General features: G+C 63.1%; 11 protein-coding genes, 1 tRNA gene and 1 pseudogene. 8 read left to right on the plus strand and 5 right to left on the minus strand.

Features of this window, described 5'->3' with window-relative positions:
* Positions 1 to 110 precede the first annotated feature (110 nt).
* Both ACYG9V_RS29570 and ACYG9V_RS29575 read left to right on the plus strand, forming a co-directional pair.
* The gene (locus ACYG9V_RS29570) at positions 111 to 317 is read left to right on the plus strand and encodes a SlyX family protein (RefSeq protein ID WP_198024385.1); all 207 of its coding nucleotides are present in this window, start codon (positions 111 to 113) and stop codon (positions 315 to 317) included.
* 13 nt (positions 318 to 330) lie between these two features.
* Entirely contained in the window at positions 331 to 717 is a 387-nt protein-coding gene (locus ACYG9V_RS29575; protein WP_352762552.1) for a hypothetical protein, read from the plus strand.
* Here ACYG9V_RS29575 and ACYG9V_RS29580 read toward each other — a convergent pair.
* The 4 genes from ACYG9V_RS29580 to ACYG9V_RS29595 form a co-directional block, all read right to left on the minus strand.
* The gene (locus tag ACYG9V_RS29580) at positions 712 to 1,173 is read right to left on the minus strand and encodes a GNAT family N-acetyltransferase (protein ID WP_023691864.1); all 462 of its coding nucleotides are present in this window, start codon (positions 1,171 to 1,173) and stop codon (positions 712 to 714) included. The two genes, ACYG9V_RS29575 and ACYG9V_RS29580, sit on opposite strands and share 6 nt — an antisense overlap.
* Positions 1,174 to 1,262: 89 nt before the next feature.
* Positions 1,263 to 2,252 (minus strand): BMP family lipoprotein, encoded by a 990-nt coding sequence (locus ACYG9V_RS29585; RefSeq protein WP_023683177.1) that lies wholly within the window; start codon positions 2,250 to 2,252, stop codon positions 1,263 to 1,265.
* A 251-nt stretch (positions 2,253 to 2,503) separates the two neighbouring features.
* Positions 2,504 to 2,827: a hypothetical protein gene (locus tag ACYG9V_RS29590; protein WP_352762554.1), complete on the minus strand. Its 324-nt coding sequence runs from the start codon at positions 2,825 to 2,827 to the stop codon at positions 2,504 to 2,506.
* A gap of 116 nt (positions 2,828 to 2,943) precedes the next feature.
* Positions 2,944 to 3,690, minus strand: a complete 747-nt coding sequence (locus tag ACYG9V_RS29595; protein ID WP_352762555.1) for a DUF2569 family protein — start codon at positions 3,688 to 3,690, stop codon at positions 2,944 to 2,946.
* A 360-nt stretch (positions 3,691 to 4,050) separates the two neighbouring features.
* On the opposite strand from ACYG9V_RS29595, the gene ACYG9V_RS29600 reads away from it, so the two are divergent.
* From ACYG9V_RS29600 to ACYG9V_RS29625, 6 genes are all read left to right on the plus strand, one after another.
* Positions 4,051 to 4,140, plus strand: a tRNA-Ser gene (locus ACYG9V_RS29600).
* A gap of 283 nt (positions 4,141 to 4,423) precedes the next feature.
* Complete coding sequence (locus tag ACYG9V_RS29605; protein WP_023686474.1) at positions 4,424 to 5,383, plus strand: LysR family transcriptional regulator; 960 nt, start codon at positions 4,424 to 4,426, stop codon at positions 5,381 to 5,383.
* A gap of 152 nt (positions 5,384 to 5,535) precedes the next feature.
* Positions 5,536 to 6,549 carry an amino acid ABC transporter substrate-binding protein gene (locus ACYG9V_RS29610; protein ID WP_023686475.1) on the plus strand — a complete coding sequence of 338 codons (1,014 nt, stop codon included), beginning with the start codon at positions 5,536 to 5,538 and terminating at the stop codon, positions 6,547 to 6,549.
* A gap of 232 nt (positions 6,550 to 6,781) precedes the next feature.
* Positions 6,782 to 7,909, plus strand: a complete 1,128-nt coding sequence (locus ACYG9V_RS29615; RefSeq protein WP_460222055.1) for an amino acid ABC transporter permease — start codon at positions 6,782 to 6,784, stop codon at positions 7,907 to 7,909.
* A 3-nt stretch (positions 7,910 to 7,912) separates the two neighbouring features.
* Positions 7,913 to 9,052, plus strand: a complete 1,140-nt coding sequence (locus ACYG9V_RS29620; RefSeq protein WP_352762558.1) for an amino acid ABC transporter permease — start codon at positions 7,913 to 7,915, stop codon at positions 9,050 to 9,052.
* A 49-nt stretch (positions 9,053 to 9,101) separates the two neighbouring features.
* A complete protein-coding gene (locus ACYG9V_RS29625; protein WP_352762560.1) occupies positions 9,102 to 10,334 on the plus strand; it encodes a MalY/PatB family protein in 1,233 nt (410 codons plus the stop codon).
* Positions 10,335 to 10,510: 176 nt separating this feature from the next.
* Here ACYG9V_RS29625 and ACYG9V_RS29630 read toward each other — a convergent pair.
* Positions 10,511 to 21,709 (minus strand): annotated as a pseudogene (locus ACYG9V_RS29630) (autotransporter-associated beta strand repeat-containing protein); the annotation flags it as partial.
* Positions 21,710 to 22,008: the final 299 nt, after the last annotated feature.

Consider the following 22,008-nt stretch of genomic DNA (forward strand, 5'->3'; position numbering starts at 1 on the left):
GCTTGTCAATTTCGAACGTGGCCGCAGACCTTCACATTCACTAATATGCAAGGCTCAACAGTCGCATCATGCTGCAACTGCGTGCACCAGGACCTGGGGAGTTTCGAATGATCATGCCTGTCGACCGGCTGACGACGCTGGAAATCCGCGCCGCCGAGCAGGAAAAGACCATCGAGGAACTGTCGGGCCAGATCGCCGAACAGTGGACGGCGATCGAACGCATGCAGCGCAAGCTCGATGCCCTGACCGGGCGCTTCATGGCTCTGGAGGAACAATCGGGACCCGACGTGCCGATAACCAAACCTCCGCACTGGTAGCAAGGAGAAGCCTATGGCCAGTGAAAGCGACCGCGTTGCGCGGGCGGGCGATTATGTGCTTGGCCTGATGAACGATCGCGACCGCGAACGTGCCGAGCGCGACCTGGAGATCGATCCCGCCTTCCGCGACACGGTGATGCGGCTGGCCGAGCGCATGCATGTCTTCGACCGTGGTCCGCCATCGGGCGGCAGCGATCGCTGGCGGCTGATTTCGCAACGCATCGCCGAACTGCCGCAGATACGTGTGGTCGGCCAGGGCGAAGCGAAGCCGGTGATCGGCAGGCTGGAGCGGAAGCCCTATGGCGTCGGCGTGCATTCGCTCGGTGGCCGACGCGGCTTCGCTATCGCCATTGCGCTGATGGTGGTGTTTGCGCTGGGTTATCTCGTCGGACAGCTATAGGCCGAGTTCGCGCGACATCAGCAGCATCGGGTAGCCGTCCTGCTCAAACGACTCGACCACTGCCCAACCGAGCCCGGCATAGAAGTCTCGCGCCACCCAGGTATAGAGGTAGGTCCTCTCCACACCGATCGCGGTTGCATGCGCTTCGATGGCTGCAACCAGCGCGCGGCCGATCCCTTTGCCGCGGTGGTCGCTATCGACGACCAATCCCGCCAGCCAAGGCGTCAGCTCATGCGCGGGTTCAAGTTCGTGGCGAACCAGCAGGCAGGTCCCGACCGGGACGTCCCCTATCCGCGCCACAAGCGCCGCCTCGAAGCCATCTCCATTGAGCAACTCGCGAAGCCCGGCGACGTCCTCATTCAGCGTTCTTGCGCTGCCCTCGAAAAAGGCGGCGATGCGCAGTCGCGCCACTGCATCAACATCGCGTTCGGTCATCGGTCCGATGGTCGGCTTCACTCTCGCCTCTCAAGTTGCGGCCCCCGTCAAAACCCAAAAACAAAACCGCCGGACTCTCGCCCGGCGGTTTCAACTCTAATGGATACAGATCAATACGGGCAGGCGTTGTCGGCGGTATAGTCGTGCACCTGGATCGTGCCGGCGATGATGTCGGCCTTGGCCTTTTCGACGGCAGCCTTCATCTCGTCGGTGACCAGCGCCTTGTTGTTGTCGTCCATGGCGTAGTCGACACCGCCTTCCTTGAGGCCGAGATTTTGCAGGCCGCCTTTGAAGGTGCCGTTCTTGCCGTCCATGAAGGCGGTGTAGACGGCCACGTCGACGCGCTTCAGCATCGAGGTCAGCACCTTGCCGGGCTGCAGGCCGTTCTGGTTGGAATCGACGCCGATGCCGAGCTTGCCGGCATCCGCCGCCGCCTGCAGCACGCCGACACCGGTGCCGCCGGCCGCGGCATAGACCACGTCGGAGCCCTGGTCGATCTGCGTCTTGGCGATCTCGCCGCCCTTGGCCGGATCGTTCCACGCCGCCGGCGTGTCGCCGGTCATGTTCTGGATGACGTCGGTCGCACCGGCTGCCTTGGCGCCGCCGACATAGCCGCATTCGAACTTGCGGATCAGCGGAATGTCCATGCCGCCGATGAAGGAGACCTTCTTGGACTTCGAGGCCATCGCCGCCAGGATGCCGACGAGATAGGAGCCTTCGTTTTCCTTGAACACAAGCGAGCGGACATTGGGCATATCGACGGCATCGTCGATGATGGCGAAGTTGAGATCGGGATATTCCTTCGCGACCACCTTCAGCGCATCCTCCCAGGCAAAGCCGGCCATGACGATCGGGTTGCGGCCGTCCTCGGCGAAGCGGCGCAGCGCCTGCTCGCGTTGCGAGGCGTTCGACACTTCGAACTCGACATAGGCGGTGCCGGTCTCGGTCTTGAACTTTTCGGCGCCGTGATAGGCAGCCTCGTTGAAGGATTTGTCGAATTTGCCGCCGAGATCGTAGAGGATGGCCGGCTGGACATCCGCGGCGAAAGCCGGAAGAACCATTGCGGTTGCGGCCAGGAGGCCGAGAACGATACGTTTCATGTGATCCACACCCTGTCGGTTATTTTTTTCCGTTACGCGCCGTCCGCCTGCCCGGTTCTCCGGCAGGCATGCGGCATCAGCCAGGAGTGTACTCCCCTCCCGCTCAAGGCAATCTGGCACGGCCCGAAACAAAATTCACGCGGAATTTTGACCTTTTGGAAAAGCATGCCCCCCGTTGGAAAAACATGCCCAATGCGGTGACAGCTGTGGACGATTGCCGCGTTGTCGTCGCAGTCCGCTGGGACAACCCATCAGCCCGGCGCGAACTCTCCGCCGCGCCGCCGGCGCCGGTAGCCGATCGCATAGAGGATGAAGGCGAGCACCGCGAACACGGCAAACCCCGGCTCGGCAAGCACCCAGGCGATGCCGCCATCCCATATCATCGGATTGACCTTGGCGCGCACGAAGGTCTCGAAGGCCGCGCGGGTGTCGGGCGAAACCGCCAGCCAGCTCGAATTCAGCGGCGTCATGACCAATGTGGAAGCCGCCACCGAGCGCGTCGCGTCGAGCACGGCCATGATGACGGCGACCGAGAGTGCGATCATGGCCGCGAGGCGAAACAAAAAACGCAACATCGAAATCTTCCCCGGTCCTCAAGTTCCTCCCGAGGACCTTCCGGTCAAAGGCGAGGAATAGAACGCGCACGCCCGGCGTGCAATCGCCATACGCGAATTTGAAGCCTATCGCCCGCCTATATGGCCACCTTTCGGCTCCGCCGATGGACGAGCCAGACGCCGAGGACGGCGCCGCCAATGGCCCCGACCACCAGCCCGGCAAGGCCGATGAACACCGCGAAGTAGCCGCAGCCGCCTTCGAAACAGCTGATGTCGGTGGCTTCGGCGATCCCCGCGCCAAGCGCGAAGCCGGCGACAGTGCCGACGACGGCGCCGAGGATGATGCCGGCCAGCGCGGCGACGATCGAACTAAAGGCTGACGATGCCTGCGCTTCCGGCCTTGCATAAAAGGCCTTGGCCTCGTCGCGGCGGCGCAGCAGGTAAATGCAAAACAGGCCGATGACGATTTCGGTGGCGGCGATCGCAAGCTCCCTGGCGGAGACGGTGAAATCGGGCACGGTCAGCGCATAGACCTGCTCGGCCAGCCGCCAGGCGATGGTGGTGATCTGCCAGATGGTGAAATGACGCGGAAAGCGCGCGGAACGGCTGAAGGCGAGGCCGAGCAGATAAAGCCCCCACACGATGGTGACGATGTCAAAGGCCAGTCCGCCAAGCACGAAATAGAAGATCCTGTCCGGCACGCCGGAACTCTCGAACAGCCACCGCGCCGAGACCAGCCAGTAGACCGACCATGCCATGACGAAGAGGAGCCAGACCACGGGCACGAAGGACAGCCCGCTGTCCGGAGGCCCTGCGGGCGTCAGCCCGCCTGGCATGCCTCCGGCCGGCGTTCCGCTGGCCGGCTGTTCATTGCTCGATGTCACGTCTGGACGTTGCCCCCGCAAAGCCTCCGCCGCACTCGACAGGTGGCGAGGGGCGAAGTCAAGCGCGGCCGGCCCTGCCGCCTTGCCCGTGCACACCATTCAGAACCGAAGCGCCTTAGAAGCGGAGCCGTTCAACGCCCCGCGAAACGATGCATGGCCGGCAAAGCGAATAGACTGCCGTTATGGCTTGGCATTCGGCGCCGGATCGACTAGATGAGCCCCGCGCCTGTTTGATTGACGGGCGCCGGGAAGGGCATCCGCTGGTTGGCGGTGTCCATCAAGCGGGTCTTCCCGCAAATCCCAAAGGGATGCATCTCCCCAACCCGCGTGGCAAAACCGGCCGGGCGCGAATGCAAGGACGGAGAGGTGGCCGAGTGGTTGAAGGCGCACGCCTGGAAAGTGTGTTTACGGGAGACCGTAACGCGGGTTCGAATCCCGCTCTCTCCGCCATTATCAAGCCATTGAAACCGCTGCGATTTCCCATCCCAGCGGGTGCGGCTGACTTTACTTCACATGCTCGCCCTGGGTTCATGGCGGATTGCCGGCTTGCTCGCCAAGCCAGGCGCAGAAATGCCGCGGAGCGATCCGGCGGTCGCCGTCACCTGTTCAACCGCCAGAGTTTCAAAGGCGTAGCCGGACCTCTGTCTTCACTCTTCGTGCCCCATCTGTCACCGTCGCAACCAACGCGTTAGTGCCGCCTGGTGCGGTCTCAGGTCGCAGATGAGGTAATTCCATGAATTATAACGATATCGACCTCAATCTATTGCGGGTCTTTGACGTGATGATGCGGGAAAGGAGCGTGACGCGGGCGGCTACCGAATTGGGCAGAACACAATCAGCTGTAAGCCACTCCCTGTCGAAGCTTCGGTATCTATTGCAGGATGAATTGTTCACCAGAGATGGCGGCGAGATGCGGCCAACTCCCCGGGCAGTTGAGCTGCTGTCGAATATTTCCGCCGCACTCGCAACGATCCGCGCATCGATCGACCGGCATCAGATCTTCAATCCAGCAACGACGCGGCGCAACTTTCGCGTTGGACTTACAGATTATCATGCCATGGTTTTCATCCCGGGCCTCATTCGAGAATTTTCCAGGCAAGCTCCTGGCGCGACGCTGAACGTCATTCCCGCAAACGGACCCGAAATCGGTTCATCGGTCTATCTGAGACAAGTTGACTGCGCGCTGACGGGAGCAGCGATACGCGACGACCCAGGTCTCTTGAAGGTGGAGCTTGGCCAGGACCGATTGTTTTGCGCAGTGTGGAGCGGAAGCAAGATCGCCAGAAGCGCAATGACGCTGGAAACCTATCTGGCCAGTTCCCACCTCCAGATTTCCGCAGATGGCCTGGCGGAAGGCCTCGCGGATGCCGCCCTCAAACAGATGGGTCTTCGCCGCAATGTCGTTGCGACCATCTCGAACTATCCGGTGCTGCCCTGGGCGCTTCGCGGCACTGAACTGATTACCCATTGCGGTGATGCCATCCTGCAAATGCTGGATGAGAGGAGTGAGGTGACGTTGGTCCCGCCACCCCTTCCGATAGCGAATGTGAATGCCTGGCTTATTGTTCACCGCCAGATGGCGAATGACCCGGGAACCAGGTGGCTCCGGGAAATCATCGTGGGAATCTACAACGAATCGCGGAGCAAGAGACACCAAGGCACCGTCGGAGCACCGGGGTCGGCCGTAAAATAGGTCGCGCGCGCTGCTTCACCACTCAACCGCTTTTCAGCTGGGAGTGCTTCGCAACTATGAGCAGCGCTCATTTTCACCATGAGAACAATCGATTTGACGAATACTTGGGCTGGAGAGCACATTCCCTTCTACAATAACAGGGGAATGCCGAAATGAGATCAACGTTCAAGGGCCTACTTGCCCTCGCCATCGCGTGCACCGCCTCCTCGGCGTGGTCCGCAACCCTCGATAATGTCAAGAAAAATGGCGTGCTGACCTGTGGCACGAATTCGGCCACGGCTGGCTTCAGCCTTCCCGACAATGAAGGCAAATGGACCGGATTTGTCGTCGATTATTGTCGCGCCGTGGCCGCTGCCGTGCTCGGGGACGCGCAAAAGGTCAAGTTCATCCCATTGACGCCAAAGGATCGCTTCACCGCCTTGCAGTCGGGAGAGATCGACATTCTCGCCCACAACGCAACCTGGACATCGTCCCGCGATACGTCGCTAGGCATACTGTTTGCCGGCACGTATTTCTATGACGGCCAGGGATTCATGGTGCGCAAGGCCGACAACATCACGTCGGCCAAGGGGCTCGACGGCGCATCGATATGCGTCACCCAGGGCACCACGACCGAGTTGAACCTTGCCGACTATTTTCGCTCGCAGTCGATCAAGTACACGACGGTTGGTTTCGCAGACGAGGAAGCTGTAGTGAAGGCTTATGAGGAGGGACGTTGCGACGTCTTGTCCGCAGACACCTCCACCTTGAACGCGTCGCGGCTTCGCATGGCCAAGCCGGACGACAGCATTGTTCTTCCCGAGCTGATCTCCAAGGAGCCGCTTGGCCCGGCCGTGCGGCAGGGTGACGACCAGTGGCTCAATGTGGCGAAGTGGACGCTCTACGTCATGGTGGCCGCGGAGGAATACGGGGTCACCTCCAAGAACGTCGATGCCATGAAATCGTCGGACAACCCCAGCATCCGCCGCTTGCTTGGCGTGGACGGCAGCATAGGCAAGGACATCGGACTCGGCGATAACTGGCCGGTCGAGGTGATCAAGCAGGTCGGCAATTACGGCGAAGTGTTTGATCGCAATGTCGGCAAGGATTCGCCGCTGAAAATGGAGCGCGGCATGAACGCGCTCTGGAACCAAGGCGGCGTTCAATACGCTCCGCCGATCCGCTAACGCATGTCGCTCAAAAATGGCCCCGGTTTTGAGACACGACATGCATAAAAACAAAGACCCTAAAGCGCGTCGCCTGAGTCCGTTCAAACGCGACGCGCTTTAAGCAAAGCATGGTTGCAAGGCGCTGGCGTGTTACCGTCAGCGCCTTGCACGGACCGGATAGGAACAGGCCATGTCCCATTTGTCGCTTCCCGCGCCGTCGCGCAGGAGGTTGTCGCTGCACGATACGAAGGTGCGGGGCATCCTCTACCAGCTCTTGCTCGCCGGCTGCCTGCTGGCCTTGGCGCTGGGCATCGGCATGCAGACTGCATCGAATATGCGGGTCCGGGGGATTCCGCTCTCATTCGACTTTTGGAATGAGTCTGCCGGCTTCGACATCAATCAAACCCTGATACCGTACGATGCATTGTCCAGCTACGGTCAGGCGTTCTGGGTGGGAGTGGTCAACACCCTCTACGTCAGTCTCCTCGCAATCCTGTTTGCGACGTTGCTTGGCTTCGTCATCGGCGTTGCCCGCCTGTCGCCGAACTGGATCGTTTCGAAGGTGGCGACCGCCTATGTCGAGCTTGTGCGCAATGTTCCGTTATTGCTGCAGCTGCTGTTCTGGTACAACGCCGTCCTCAAGCCGTTGCCCTCGCCGAAGGCGTCCATCGCCATTCCCGGCGGCATCTACCTCAACAATCGCGGCCTCATCGTTCCGGAGATTCATTTGCATCCGGGAGCGGGTCTGGTGGGCCTGGCATTCGTTGCGGCCATTTCCTGCTGCGTTGCATTCTGGTTTCGCGCCAGGAGCGTCCAGAGACGGACGGGCAAGCAGCTGCCGGTGCTTCTGGTCAGTCTGGCGACCTTGATAGGATTTCCGTTGGTCCTTTTCCTGGCGGCTGGCGAGCCGGTCTCGTTCGTCGCTCCGCAGCTGCGGGGTTTCAATTTTCAAGGCGGGCATCAGCTCTATCCGGAGTTTGCCGCTCTCCTGATCGGTCTGTCGGTCTACACCGGTTCATACATCGCCGAGATCGTGCGAGGTGGAATCCAGGCAGTGCCAAAGGGCCAGACCGAGGCTGCGCATGCGCTGGGGCTGGCGCCGGGCAAGACGCTTCGTCTGGTCGTCGTTCCCCAGGCGCTGCGCATCATCATTCCCCCTTTGACAAGCCAGTATCTCAACCTCATCAAGAACTCGTCGCTTGCCGTGTTCATCGGCTATCCCGACCTCGTTCAGATCTTTGCCGGCACGGTGCTCAATCAGACCGGAGCCGCCGTCCAGGTCATGGCGATTACCCTGTCGGTCTATCTCGTCATCTCCCTTGCCACGTCGTTGGTCATGAACGCGTGTAACCGACATTTTGCAATTGTTGAAAGGTGACGGATGAGCGATCAGTCCATGCGTTCGCCAATTGTGATCAGCGCGCTCATACCAGCCATGGCGCCTCCCGCGGACGTTCGACCGGGTCCAGTGAGCTGGATGAAAAAGAACCTGTTTTCGACGCCGTCTTCAGGCGCGCTGACAATATGCTTTGTCCTCCTCGCCGCGTGGCTGCTGCATCACTTCCTGAGCTTTGCGATCTTCAACGCGGTCTGGAGCGGCGGCCACGAAGCTTGCCGTACGAACAGCCAGGGGGCTTGCTGGCCTTTCATCGCCGAGAAGTTCGACTACCTGCGATACGGCGCGTATCCGGTTTCCGAGCGGTGGCGCGTGGACCTTGCGCAGGCGATCGGTGCCATCCTCATCGTTTGGCTCCTGTGGACGAAGGCTCCGCGGCGCAAAATGGCGGCGTTGCTGTTCTTCCTGGTCTACCCCGTGGCCGCGTTCGTTCTCGTGCGCGGCGTTGCCTGGCTTCATTTGCCTGTCATCGATACGACGCTCTGGGGCGGTCTCTTGATCACGTTGCTGATGTCGATCGTGGGTATCGTCTTCTCGCTTCCGATCGGGGTTGTCCTGGCGCTTGGACGCAGGTCGGAACTCCCTTTCGTCAAGACGGTTTGCGTCACGTTCATCGAAGTCGTCCGCGGCGTGCCGTTTATCACAGTGTTGTTCATGGCGAACTTCATGATGCCGCTCTTCGTCCCGGATTATCTGACGCCTGATCGACTGTTGCGCCCGCTCATCGCGATAGCGTTGTTCTCGTCCGTCTATATGGCCGAGGTCGTGAGAGCCGGCCTTCAGGCGATCCCGAAGGGCCAACACGAAGCGGCCAAGGCGCTCGGGATCGGCTACTTCGACATGATGCGCCTGATCGTCCTCCCTCAGGCGTTGACGATCGTCATACCGAGCATCGTCTCGACCTTCATCGGTCTGTTCAAAGACACGACTCTGGTCGCCATCGTCGGCATCGCGGATTTCCTGAAGGCCGTTGAAACGGCGCGCGTCGATCCGAACTGGGCAGGCCCGACGATCTCATCAACCGGCTACCTCTTTGCGGGGTTGGTCTACTGGAGCTTTTGCTTCGGCATGTCGCGTTACTCGCAATCTATGGAGCGCCAATTGGCGCGTGGCCACAAATCCTAGGAGGCGCTGATGATGCCACAAGCAATGCCCGCGGCAAGGTGACCATCAAATGGCTTGTGCAGACACGCCCGCATCGGCGCTTGGGCAACGACATATCGCGGGAATAGATTTCGACCAGATCCACGACCGTCAGCAGTTCGGATCCGTCAAATGGGCCAACCAGTGGGACGAGTTCTCTCCTCAGGTCGAGGGCCAGGACCTGCTGTCGCTGTGGACGGCGGATATGGATTTCCGCGCTCCGGAAACCGTCATCGCGCGACTGCGCGAGGCCGCGGAGCATGGCATTTACGGCTACACACGCCGCGATCCGCGCCACTATGAGATCGTGCAATCGTGGTTCGCGCACCGGCACAACTGGTCGCCGAAACTGGAGACCTTGCTTCCCGCGCCGGCGATCATGCCGTCGGTGGATGCGATACTGCGAACCTTCACCAAGCCCGGTGACGGCGTCATTGTGCAGTCGCCCGTGTACTCGCCCTATTTCGAAGTGGTTCAGGGAAACGGCCGCGTTCTGCTTACGAACCGGCTGAGGCTGCAGAACAACAGATATGAACTCGATCTCGAGGATTTCGAGAAACTGGCGGCCGGCGGTGCCAAGGCATTCCTGCTGTGCAATCCTCACAACCCTGCCGGAATGGCCTGGACACGCGAAGAATTGGCGGCGCTCAACGACATCTGCGAGCGCCATGGGATCCTGGTCATATCGGACGACATTCACTGCGACATAAGGTTGTCGGATCGTCCTCACATCGTCTTCTCCTCCATCTCGGAAGATGCTGCGGAGAAATCGTTCATCTGCACCGCTCCAACGAAGACTTTCAATCTTGCCGGGGTTCCTTCGGCAACGATTTCGGTAGCCAGCAAAAAGCGCCGCGAGGCGCTTCTTGCCGCAATGCAGGCGTCATTCATGGTGAATGCGAACTTTTTCGGCCGCCTGGCTTTGGAGGTTGCTTACAGCAGCGGCGCGCCGTGGCTCGACCAACTCACGCACTACATCGCCGGCAACATCGATCTGGTTTGCGAGTTCGCCGGTGAACACCTTCCAGGCATCACGCCCATGCGGCCCGACGCATCGTTTCTGGTGTGGTTGGACGCGTGCGCGCTCGATCGCCGAGTGGGTGGAATTCAGAAGTTCTTTGTCGATCGGGCCGGGGTTAATCTCTATGACGGCCGCGTCTATGGGCCTGGCGGCGAAGGCTTCATTCGCCTGAATGTCGGCTGCCCGCGTCCCCTGTTGCGCCAAGGGCTGGAGCGCATGTCCAGCGCGCTGGCATCCCTGTGATCGAGCGCCAGGGTGCTTCGGATTCGAGCCTGGTACTTGATGCCGGCAGCCGGTAAGGAAACGTCCGAGGGCGACGAGCCGGGTGGCCCGCAAGTCCGGATTCCATAGCCGTGCCGGACACGACCCTCAAGCCAAAGTCGACATGTCCAGCTTGATCGCCGCTACCATTTCACAGCGAACCCGAGCTTGGCGCCCAGGGCGTGGCTATCGCCAAAATCCTTGAGGCTTGTCCGCGCTGTCCCTTCTCCGAAGACGGCGTAGCGACCGTCCGCCCAGCTCAGCGAGCCACCAAGGCCGACACCGCCCCACAGCGCCTGATTTTCGCTGACCAGTTTCGTGCCAGACACATCGACATCATTTCCGTCGAGGAAGTCGTAGTAAAGGTTGCCGAGCCCGTAAATGTGCGAGCGGCTGACTTGCCCCGCATCGTCCACCCACTGGTCTTCATAGTCCGCGGAGAGGCCGAGCCGGCCGACGAGGCTGTTGCTGCTGCCGGGCGACACGACGGCGCCAAACGGGTCGGTGAACGCGTCGAAGTCGACCGACGAATAGGCAAGCTGGGCCTGCGGCGTCAGCGACCAGTTGCCGTTGAGGGCGATCTTCTGTCCGGTCTCGATGCTCAGCCCGTAGCCGAAACCGTTGTTGCCGTCCGCAAGCGTGGTGCCCAGCGTGGCCGACCGGATGTCACTGTCATACCATGTCGCCTCAGCCTGCGCGTCGACGTAAAAGCCACCGCTGGCGAACCAGGTGAGCGTGCTGCCGACGCCGTAGCCGGTGGCAGCGATCGACCCTGCCCCGAAGATCGAGGAGACGTCCGACGACGCGGTTCCGTAGTGGGCCGTAATCCCTCCGATCAGGGTACCGGCGTCGCTTTCGTGCAGCAGGCCATCGACGCCGGCCTGCAGCTTCCAGGTGGTCACGTCATAGTTCGTGCCGGAGGTCGACGTCTCCGGCTTGATCTCGGCATGGGCAGCTTCGATGCGCGCCCATATCGCCTTGCCGTCGACCGAGCCCTGGCTTGGCAGGTCCGCACCTTGCGGCGTAGCACCCTCGCCCCACGACCGATTGCCAATGCGTTGCTGCATGGTGCCCAGTTCATTGAAGGCCTGCAGCACCCCTTCATAGGCCTCGTAGAGAGGCACGCCGGGCGAATAGAGCGGCTGCGGATCGGGATCGCCGTTGACCAGGGCCGAGCGCAGATACCAATCGCCATCGGCCGGTGTGCTGACGCCGTTCTTGTAGAGCCTGTATGCGTAGGCGCCGCCGACCACGGCCTGCTCGCCCTGGAAGACATAGTCGCCAAGCAGGCTGAAGGTGCCCGCCGACGTGCCGCCGATATCGACCACCTTGATGCCTTCGACGGTCTGCGCCCCGCCGCCGCCCAGATTGACGACCTTCAGATCGGTGGCGCCCGACGTATTGCCGGTGACCACGAGCTTGTCGGTGGGTGAAGCATCACCGCCGAGCACAGTCTCGATCTCCAGCACGCCGCCATTGCCGACATAGTTGCCGGCCACCGTCAGCGTGCCAGGCACGCCGGGATTGCCGGCCGCGATGACGCCGCCGGCGAAGTTGTTGGTGTCACAGACAGTGCCGGTGCCCTGGAGACGGCCGCCCGCGTTCACATTGACGATGCCGCACAGGCTGCCCGACACGGCGAGCGTACCAGCATCGATCGACGTCGTGCCGGCAAAGCCCGAGCTGTCCGAGGCGATGGCCATCGTCCCCGTGCCGCTCTTGGTCAGGGTGCCGGCGCCGGCCAGGGTCCCGTCCCAGGTCAGCGTCGTGCCGGCGTCGGTGAGCACCGTGCCTTGGCCGAGAAGGTTCATCGCGCGGCCACTGTTGAAGCTCGCCGTCGTGTGCAGCGTGCCGCCGTTGAAAGCGAGAGCGCCGGCCGCATCGCCGAGATTGCCGTCGGTGGAGACCTGCAGCGTGCCGCCATTGATGGCCGTGCCGCCGGTGTAGCTGTTGGTGCCGGTCAGCACCAGCGTCCCGAGATCGGTCTTGACCAGCTGGGTGTTGCCAGTCAGCTGCGCGGCGATGGTGGCCGTGATGCCGGCTCCGGCCGCCGTGCCATCGCCGACACGGACGGTCGATGTCGGTCCGCCGGCCAACGCGACGGGACCGACCTGGATGACATAGCCGTCGGTCAGGAACTGCATGCCGGAAGCCGCGACCTGGCCGAGGCCGTTGTCCACCGTTACCGTGCCTGCCGCGCCCGCGAAGATCGCGAACGCGCTGTCCGTGAAGGGGGCATTGACCGCGCCTGTGCTGTCTGCCCAATTGTCGTTGCCGGTCGAATTCTGCCACACACCGTCGCCGCCATCGATGACGCCGTTGAACTTCGGACCAGCAGCCCCGTCCCAGTAATTCAGTGTCAGCCCTTCAGTGTTGACGAGGTTCACCTGGTTGGCGATTGCCGTCTGCACGAAATAATCCGTCGACGGGATCGTCCCGACCGACAGCCCGTTATTGGTCAGGGTACCGTTGTAGTTGAACACCCGGTAGACGCCGGGGCCGAACGTGCCGCCTGGCGAAACCGAGACGTTGAGCGTGCCGTCAAGCACCAGATTGCCGCCGACCGTGGTCAGGTCGTTGAGCGCGCCGCCTGCAACATTCGCCTGACCGAAGCTGTAGTTCAGGATCGAGCCGCCCGAGAGCGACAAATTGCCGGCGATCGCGAGCGTGCCTGGAGTGCCATCGGCCGCACCGGGAGACAGCGTGGCGCCGTCGGCGATTGTAACGTCGCCGCCGAGCGTGCCGGTGCCACCGAGCGTGGCGCCGCTCTGGACCGAGGTGAGCCCGGTTGCCCCGCTTTGGTTGCCATTGACGAACAGGCTGCCGGCCGAGACCGTGGTCGGGCCGGTGTAGCTGTTGGCGCCGGTGAGGGTAAGCGCGCCGCCGCTGGTCTTGGTGAACCCGCCCGCGCCGCCGATCAGGCCCGACAGTGTCAGACCGGCATTGGTCTCGAAGGTGCCGCCGCCGGCATTGAGCGTCACGTCGCGGGCGGAACTGAAGGCCTCGGTATTGCGCAGCGTGCCGCCATCGAAGCTGAGCGCTCCGGCCGCGGCACCCAGGTTGCCGTCGTTCGCTACCTGCAGCGTACCACCGTTGATGGCCGTGCCGCCGGTGTAGCTGTTGGTCCCGGCCAGAAGCAACGTGCCGAGATCGGTCTTCACCAACTGGGTATTGCCGGTCAGGTTCGAACTGATCGTCGCGCTGTAGGCCGCGCTGGCGGCCGTGCCGTCGCCGACACGAATGATCGACTGCGGACCGACCAGGGCGATGTCATTGCCCTGGATCAGGTAGCCCCCCGTGGCAAACTGCATTCCGGAAGCGCTGACGCCGCCCAGGCTGTTGTCGACCGATACGGTTCCGGCCACGCCGGCAAAAATGGCAAATGCGCTGTCGGTGAAGGGAGCGTTGACGGTACCGGCGCTGTCGGTCCAGTTGTCGTTGCCGGCCGAAGCCTGCCAGAGCCCGTCGCCGCCATTGACAGCGCCGTCGTTCTTCGGTCCGGCGGCGCCGTCCCAGTAGTTCAGCGTCAGGCCGGCCGTGTTGACCAGGTTGACCTGATGAGCGACCGACGTCTGCACGAAGAAGTCTGGCGAAGGGATGGTGCCGATTTCCAGCCCATTGTTGATCAAGGTGCCATCATAGCTGATCACCCGGTAGAGGCCCGGACCGAAGGTCCCCCCGTGAGAAACGGCGACATTGAGCGTACCGTCAAGAACGAGGTCGCCGCCCACTTCGGTCAGGTCGTTGAAGGCGCCGCCAGCCACGTTCGCTTGGCCGAAATCGTAGTTGAGGGTCGCACCGCTGGCGAGGGCCAGATCGCCGTTGATGGTGAGCGTTCCTGGCACGTCGCCGAGGTCGCCCGGATTCATTGCACCGCCGTTGAAGACAAAGACATCGCCGCCGATGATGCCTGTGCCGCCGAGCGTGCCGCCTGCATTGACGGATGTGAGGCCTGTGGCCGCCGACTGGTCGCCATCGACCAGAAGCGTGCCCCCGTCGATCACGGTCGCGCCCGTATAGATGTTGTTTGCGGTCAGGGTGGTCGTGCCGCTGCCGAACTGCCTCACGAAGCCTGTGCCGCTGATAGTGCCGCCGAAGGTGAAGTTATCCGAGCGGTTGAACGCCAGCGTGCCATTGTCCGTCACGTCGCCGGTGAACGAGCCCGCAGAGCCGCCATTGCCGAGCTGCAGCGTGCCGGCCGAGATCGTCGTGCCGCCGCTGTAGCTGCTGTTGGCCGTCAGCACCGTGGTGCCGGTTCCGATCTGCCGTACGGCGCCCGTGCCGGTGATCGCGCCACCAAAGGTCAGGCTGTCCGAACGATTGAAGGCCAGGACAGCGTTGTTGGTCACGTTGCCGGCCAGCGTGCCGGCCGTCGCCCCATTGCCGACCTGCAGGATGCCCGCGGCGATCGTCGTGCCGCCCGAATGCGTGGCATCGCCGGCGATCACCAGCGTGCCGGCGCCGTCCTTGGTCAGCCCGCCTGCCCCGGTGATGCCTCCGGTCAATGTGGTCGTCGTGCCGCCATTGGTCAGGAACGTGCCGGCGCCGGCGAGCGTAACGGCACGCCCGCTCGCAATGTCGGCAGTCGTGTTCAGCGTGCCGCCGCTGAACGACAGGCCGCCCGCTGCGTTGCCGAGATTGGCGTCCTGCGAGATCCGGACTGTTCCGCCATTGATGCTCGTGCCGCCGGTATAGCTGTTGGTACCCGAGAGAACCAGCGTGCCGAGATCGGTCTTCACCAACTGGCTGTTGCCGGTCAGGCTCGAATTGATCGTCGCGACGTAGGCTGCACCGGCCCCCGTGCCGTCGCCGACGCGGATGATGCTCGCGCCGCCGACCAGGTCGATCGGGGCGCCCTGGACCAGATAGCCGTTGCTGGCAAACTGCATCCCCGCGGCCTGTACCTGGCCGTTGGTGTTGTCGACGGTGACGGTGCCCGCGGCGCCTTGGAAAATCGCGAAGCTGGCTTTGGCGAAAGGAGCGGCGAAAAGGCCGGTGGAATCGGTCCAGTTCTGGTCGCCGGCGGCGCGCCATGTGCCATTGCCGCCATTGACGATGCTGTTGGAGTGCGGACCGGCATCGCCGTCCCAGTAGCTGAGTTGCAGCCCCGCCGAATTGACCAAATTGACCTGGTTGGCGACCGAGGTCTGCACGACATAATTTGGGTCGGTGACGTTGAGGCCATTGTTCGTCAAGGAGCCGTTGTAGTTGATGACACGGTAGACGCCAGGGCCGAACGTGCCACCGGGGCTCTGTGTCACGTTCAGCGTCCCGTCCAGCGTCAGATTGCCGCCGACATTGACCAGATCGTTGAACGCGCCGCCGGCCACATTCGCCTGGCCGAAATTGTAGTTGAGAGCCGCGCTGCTGGTGAGGCCCAGACTGCCGTTGATCGTCAGTGTCCCGGCGGCGTTGCCGGGAGCACCTGGGGCAAGCGCGCCGGAGACGTTCGCGCTGCCGCCTATCGTTCCCTTGCCGCCCAAGGTAGCACTTGGACCAACGGTGGTGGTTCCGGTCGCGCCCGACTGGTTGCCGTCGACGATGAGTGTTCCGCCAAGGACAGTTGTCGTACCAGCGTAACTATTGTCCGCAGTGAGCGTGGTCGTGCCGAGATTGTTCTTCGACACTCTTCCCGAGCCGGTGATCGTCCCGCCGAAGGTATAGTCGTTGTTCAGGGCGAAATTTAGAGCGCCATTGTTGACGACAGTCGGCGTGTTCAGCGTGGCCGCCGTTGGGCCATTGCCGACCTGCAGCACCCCGCCGCTGATCGTCGTCCCGCCGCTGTAGCTGTGGTCTCCGAAAAGCGTCAGCGTTCCGATGCCCTGCTTGTCCAGGCTCTCGAACCCGCTGACGCTGGCGCCCTGCAGCGTGCGATTTATCGCGGTGACCACCCGAAGCGTATCGCCTGCACCGCTCTCGCCGCCGGTGCCGGCGTTGACACCAACGCCGCTGATCGCGGCGGCATCGTTGAGAACCAGCGTATCGTTGCCGGCGCCGAGGTTCAGCGCGGCGGCGCCCGTATTGAGCGTGCCGCTGACATTCACCGTGTCGTTGCCGCCGCCGAGGTCGCCATTGGCCAGCAACGTGCCGCCCAAATTGACGCTGATCGTGCTCGCCCCGGCATCGCCGGTCACCGTCGACGACGTGGCGCCGGGACCCTGCACGGTGCCGTTCACGGTCAGCGTGCCGGCGCCATTCATGGCGATCGTCGCCGTGGTCAGGGCGCCGTTCACCTGCAGCGTGCCGGCGTTGACGCTGGTGGTGCCGCCGATGGTGTTGCCCGCCGAGGTGAGCACTGTGGTGCCGGTGCCGATCTGCGCGATGTTGCCCGCGCCGCTCAGCGTTCCCGTGAAACCAAAAGTGTCGCTGCGGTTGAAGGAGAGCGTGGACGTTGCATTGGCGACGATCACGTTGCCGGCGCCTGCATTGCCTGACGTGCCGCCATTGCCGATCATCAGATTGCCGTTATTGACGACTGTGTTGCCGGTGAATGTGTTGTTGCCCGTCAGCACCCAGGTGCCGCTGTCATTCTTGGCCAGCGTGGTTGGACCGCCGGGACCATCGACGATGGTGCCGCCCATAGTGTTGAGGCCGGTATTGGTGCCCCCAAGCGCCAGTGTGCGATTGCCAGAGCCGGTATAGGCGGCCGACCCAGTATTGCTGAAGACGATCGCGCCCGTGCCGGACGATTCGATGAAGCTCGTTCCGGTCGAGAGCGTGAACAGGCGGTCGGTGGTGTCGCCGGCGCCGGTGTAGCGCAGCGTCGAGCCGCTGCCGATGACAAGATTTGAAGCGAGCGAGGAAGACGCGCCGACAGAACTCGCCTGTCCACCATTGGCCAGCTTGTCGACGGCAAGCACACCGCCGCTGATGGTGGTAACGCCGGTATAGGTGCTGCCGGCGTTGGTCACAACCCAGGTACCGGTACCGGTTTTGGTAAGCGCCGTCTTTCCCGAGCCGTTGTCCGTGATTTGCGCGGCAAGGCTGTTGTTGCCGGTATTGCTGCCGCTAAGCGTCAGCGTGCGGGCGGTATTGGTGCCAGCAAGCGCGACCGGAGCGGCGCTGGTGAAACTGATCGGGCCGCTGCCAGAGGCGTCGAGCGTGCCGCCGGCTGCGCCAAGCGTGAACTGACGGTTCGTGCTGCCGCCGAGCCCGGTGTAGGTGAGCGTACCGCCATTGAGCACCAGATTGCTGGCTGCCGCGCTCGATGCGCCGATCGAACTGTTGGCGCCGCCGTCGGCCAGGCAGGTCACGTAAAGGAAGCCCGAATCGATCACGGTGGAGCCAGTGTAGCTACTCCCGCAACCCGTCAGGACCTGGGCGGCCCCTGGGCCCCCGCTCTTGCGCAGCCCGCCCGTGCCACTGATGGCACCCGCGTAGGAGGCGTTGCTGCCGTTGGTGATTGTCAGCGTACCTGATCCCAGCGTCACGTTGCCCCCGAGAGGTCCGCCGTTCTGAAGGTTAAGCACTGAGACATTGTAGCCGGCCAGGTCCAAGGTTGCGCCGGCGACGTTCTGCATGAACATGCCGCCTGTGCCGAAAGCACTGGTGGAGCCCGCCCGCAAGATGCCAGCGTCGACGACCGTGTCTCCAGAGTAGTTGTTGGCGCCGGACAAGAGCAGGACGCCGGCGCCCCCCTTTCGCAGCCTGCCAGCCCCAGTTACCTGTCCGCTGAATCCTAGCGTCGTCGTGCCTGTTGCGACGACCACGTTGCCGTCACCGGATTGCAGGGTGAAGCCGCGATTGATGCTGACGGAGCCGCCGGTGTAGTTGAGAATGCCGCCAGCGGTGAGGACAAGATTGCCGGACGCGGCAGAGGAGGCGCCGATTCCGCTGGCCTGCAAGCCGTCGGCAAGGCAGTCGGTGCTGATGGTGCTGCCATTGATTGTGGTTGCGCCGGAATAGGTGTTGCCGCAGCCCGACATGGTCTGGACGCCAGCGCCGCTACGCGTCACGCCGCCCGTGCCGCTGATCACACCGGCGTAGGTGCCGGTGCCGCCGCTCAGCGTCAGCGTGGCCGTGCCGAGGACGACATTGCCGCCACTGGGGCCGCCGCCCTGTAATGCGCTCACGCTTGCGTTGAAGCCGTTGAGGTCCAGCGTCGCGCCGGCCGTGTTGGCCAGCGTCATCAGGCCCGTCCCGAACGCCTGGGTAGACCCGGCGCGCAGCGTGCCGGCACTGATGGTGGTACCTCCGCTGTAGGTGTTGGTGCCGGACAGCACCAGCGTGCCTACCCCGGCCTTGGTAAGGGATCCCGTGCCGATCGCCGTACCGCCCAGCGTCAGTGTCGACGCGGCGTTGCTCACGCCAACAACGCCACCACCAGTACCCACCGTGGAGCCGCGGTCGCTGGTGACGTTTGCACCGGTGTATTGAAGCGTGCCGCCATTCTGCAGAACCAGATTGGTGGAGGCGCTGCTGGAAGCACCGATGCCGCTGGCAACGCCGCCATTGGCCAGCGTGCCGACCGACAGCGTGCCTGCGCTGACAGTGGTCACCCCCGAATAATTGCTGGTTGCGTTCGAAAGCGTCAGCGTACCGGCGCCGGTCTTGGTGAGACCGGCACTGTCAGGACTGGTGACCTGACCGGAAAACGTCAGATTGGTTCCAGCAGAGCTGACATCGATGGTGCCGGCGGTCACGGCACCGCTTGTGGCCAACGTGAAACCGCGGTCGCTCGTTGCAGTCGTGCCCGTATATTGCAGCGTCCCGCCCTCGATGGCGAGGTTGGAGGAGGCGCTGTTAGATGCGCCTATCGCGCTCGCCTGACCGCCATTGGCAACCGTGTTGACCGACAGCGTGCCGCCACTGATCGTGGTTGGGCCGGTATAGGTGTTGAGGGCGGAGAGCGCGACTCTGCCGGCTCCTGCCTTGGCAAAGCCGGTCCCCCCGCCATTGTCGACGATGGTCGAGGCAATGGTGAAGGTGCCTGTACCCGTACTGTTCTGGATAACGCCCAGCGTACCACCGCCCGCTCCGCCGGTGATCGATCCCCCCTGTATAGTCTGGCTGGCATTACCCACCGAAGCAGCGACGATGATGGCTCCGTCAACGCTCAGCGTGTTGCCGGCACCCACCGTCACAGTCGAATTGTTTGCGGCCGTATGTTTGAGACCACCCAACGCTACGCTGCCAGTCACTGTGCCGGTGTATGGGGAATTGGCCACACCACCTTGGTCGGAAACGATGTCGCCGTTTACCCAGGTGGCGGCATTGTCCTTGTTCACATAGGCCGTGAAGGCGGTGATGTTGCCGCCGACCACCTGCGCGTAATCAGCCCCGTTGACCGTGGCCCACCCACCCAGCGCGCCGTCAGCATTGGTGGTGGTGAAGGCGCCGGTGCTCGGCAGGCCGAAATCGATAAGACCGCCGGTGCGGTTGATGGCGCCGAAATTGACGGTTGTGCTGCCGCCGGCGCCAGAGGTCGCATTGATCTTGTTGTTGCCGGAAGTGACGTTCAAACCGTTGAAGGTCTGGACGTCGGCTTCACCGGCAGCGCCGGTGATGGCGAGAGTGCCGCCACCCATGTTGAGCGCCGACGAAGCGGCTATGAGGTTGCTCGTCGGTCCACCGGCGGTCGCGGCAAAATTCAGCGCCAGCGTGCCCCCATTGATCGTCGTGCCGCCGGTGTAAGTGCTTTGTCCCGTCAGCGTCAGCGTGCTCGTGCCGCGCTTGACCAGGCCGCCGGTGCCGGTGATGCTGCCGGCATAGCTCGTGCTAGCCCCGCCGTTGACTGTCAGATCGGCGCCGGTCAGCGCTACGGCGCCCCCAGTGCCAGCGAGCGAGGCGACCTCGATCGCGCGGGTATTCAGGTCCAGCGCGCCGCCGTTGACAACCATCGCATTCGACGTGCCGAAGGCCTGGCTGCTGCCCGCCTGCAGGGTTCCGCTGGTGACGGTGGTCACGCCGGTGAAGCTGTTGGCTCCGCTGAGCAGCCATGCATTGCCTGCGCCGCCGTTCATGACGAGGTTGCCGGCGCCTGAGATCACGCCCGACAAGGTGTTACTACCCGCGAAGCTACCGCCGAGAGTGAAAGTGTCCGCCGGAGCGGCGGCATTGAACGCAACTGCTCCGCTAAGAGCAAGCGCGCCCGTACCGTCGTTGAGGACGCTGCTGCCGCCATTGATCGACAGCCCGCGATTGGTGCTGCTTCCGGTACCGATATAGGACAGCACGCCGTTGCTGAGCGAGATCGTCCCTACGCCGGCACCCGTCCCCAGCGAACTGGTGGCGCCCTGGTCGGCCAGTACGTTTGCCCTTACGGTGACGGCCTGGATCGTGACGGCACCGCCGAAGGTGTTGGCGCCATTCAACGTAATGCTGCGGTTTGTCCCGCCGCCGGTGAATACAAACGGCCGAGTTGCAAGATTGCTGCTGATGACGCCCAGCAGTGCCAGATCCGCGGTCTGCGCACCCAAAATGACAGACGCTGAATACCCGCCCCCCGCGACTATGTCTCCGGTCACCGTCAGCGTGCCGGTCCCCTGATTGTACAGAGCGGAGGAGCCGGTGAAGGGCGCCATGTTCCAGCTGCGGTTTGAGGTGTCGCCGCTACCGATATAAACGGCGGAGGCATTGCGGACGAAGACTGCGCCGTTGGCCGCCGTGGTCGCCGCCCCCAGGGCGCTCGCCTCGCCCAGATTGCGAATCGATGTGAAGGACAGGTTGGCGCTATCGATACCTACCCCACCGGTGAAATCATTGGTGTCGTCACTCAGCGTCGTCGCTGCGGCTAGGGTAAAGCCGCCGGCTCCGGTGATGTGGGCCGAGCCGACGCCTCCACCAATTGCGGAAGAGCCGGAGAGCAAAGTCACGACGCGGCCAGCGGCCAGCGCGCCGGTGCTTCGCAGGGTGGTGCCTGCCGCCAAGGCAATGCCATTGCTCGCGGCGCCAAGCGAAGAATCGCCGCTCACGTTCAGCGTGCCCGCAGTGACGTTCAAGCCGCCGCTGAAGGCGTTGGCGCCGGTGAGGGTCAGGACGCCGGCGCCCGCCTTTGTCAGTCCGGCGTTGCCGGCAAGAATCGAATTGACCGTGGCGGTACCGTTGATGGTGATCGTCGGTATCGCGCCGGCAAGCGTCAGCGTGCTGCCGGTCAGAGTATAGGTGGTGCTGACGTCGAAGGTGAGATTATGCGCGGTGATCGGCGCGTTCAACGTCACCGTTGCGGTGGTGCCGTTGGGACCGCCGAAAATGGCATCATCGAGCGCGGCGTTATTCCAGACGGTATATGGGCCGCTGACGCCATCGCCATTGGGGCTCCAGAAAGACGAGCTTGTGTCCCATACGCCCGTACCACCCCGGTTAGGTGCCGTGCCGTTGGCATCCCAGTATCTGTCGGCGCCACTGGCCGAACCCGCGCCAAGCCCCATCAGCAGCGCGGCCGGCAGAAGCCGGGTGCCCCAACTGCGTGCGACATTCGAGACGAGATGCGCCACATTTGGCGCATAGCTCGCCGCCTCGCCCTTCCACTTGGTCATGCGGCCGCCACGCAAGGTGCGCCAATCGAAGTTTGCGCTTCCAAGATTTCCAGGTACGCCAAAGCCGGATGGACCAGCGCCTTCGCCGAGTCGCGAAAGCCGACGTGCCACCTTGTCATCGAGCAATCCCAGCATGCCGCCTCCCCTAAGTATTATGGAAGGCTAATATGCCCGTCCGT

The organism is Mesorhizobium sp. W016, assembly GCF_054719485.1.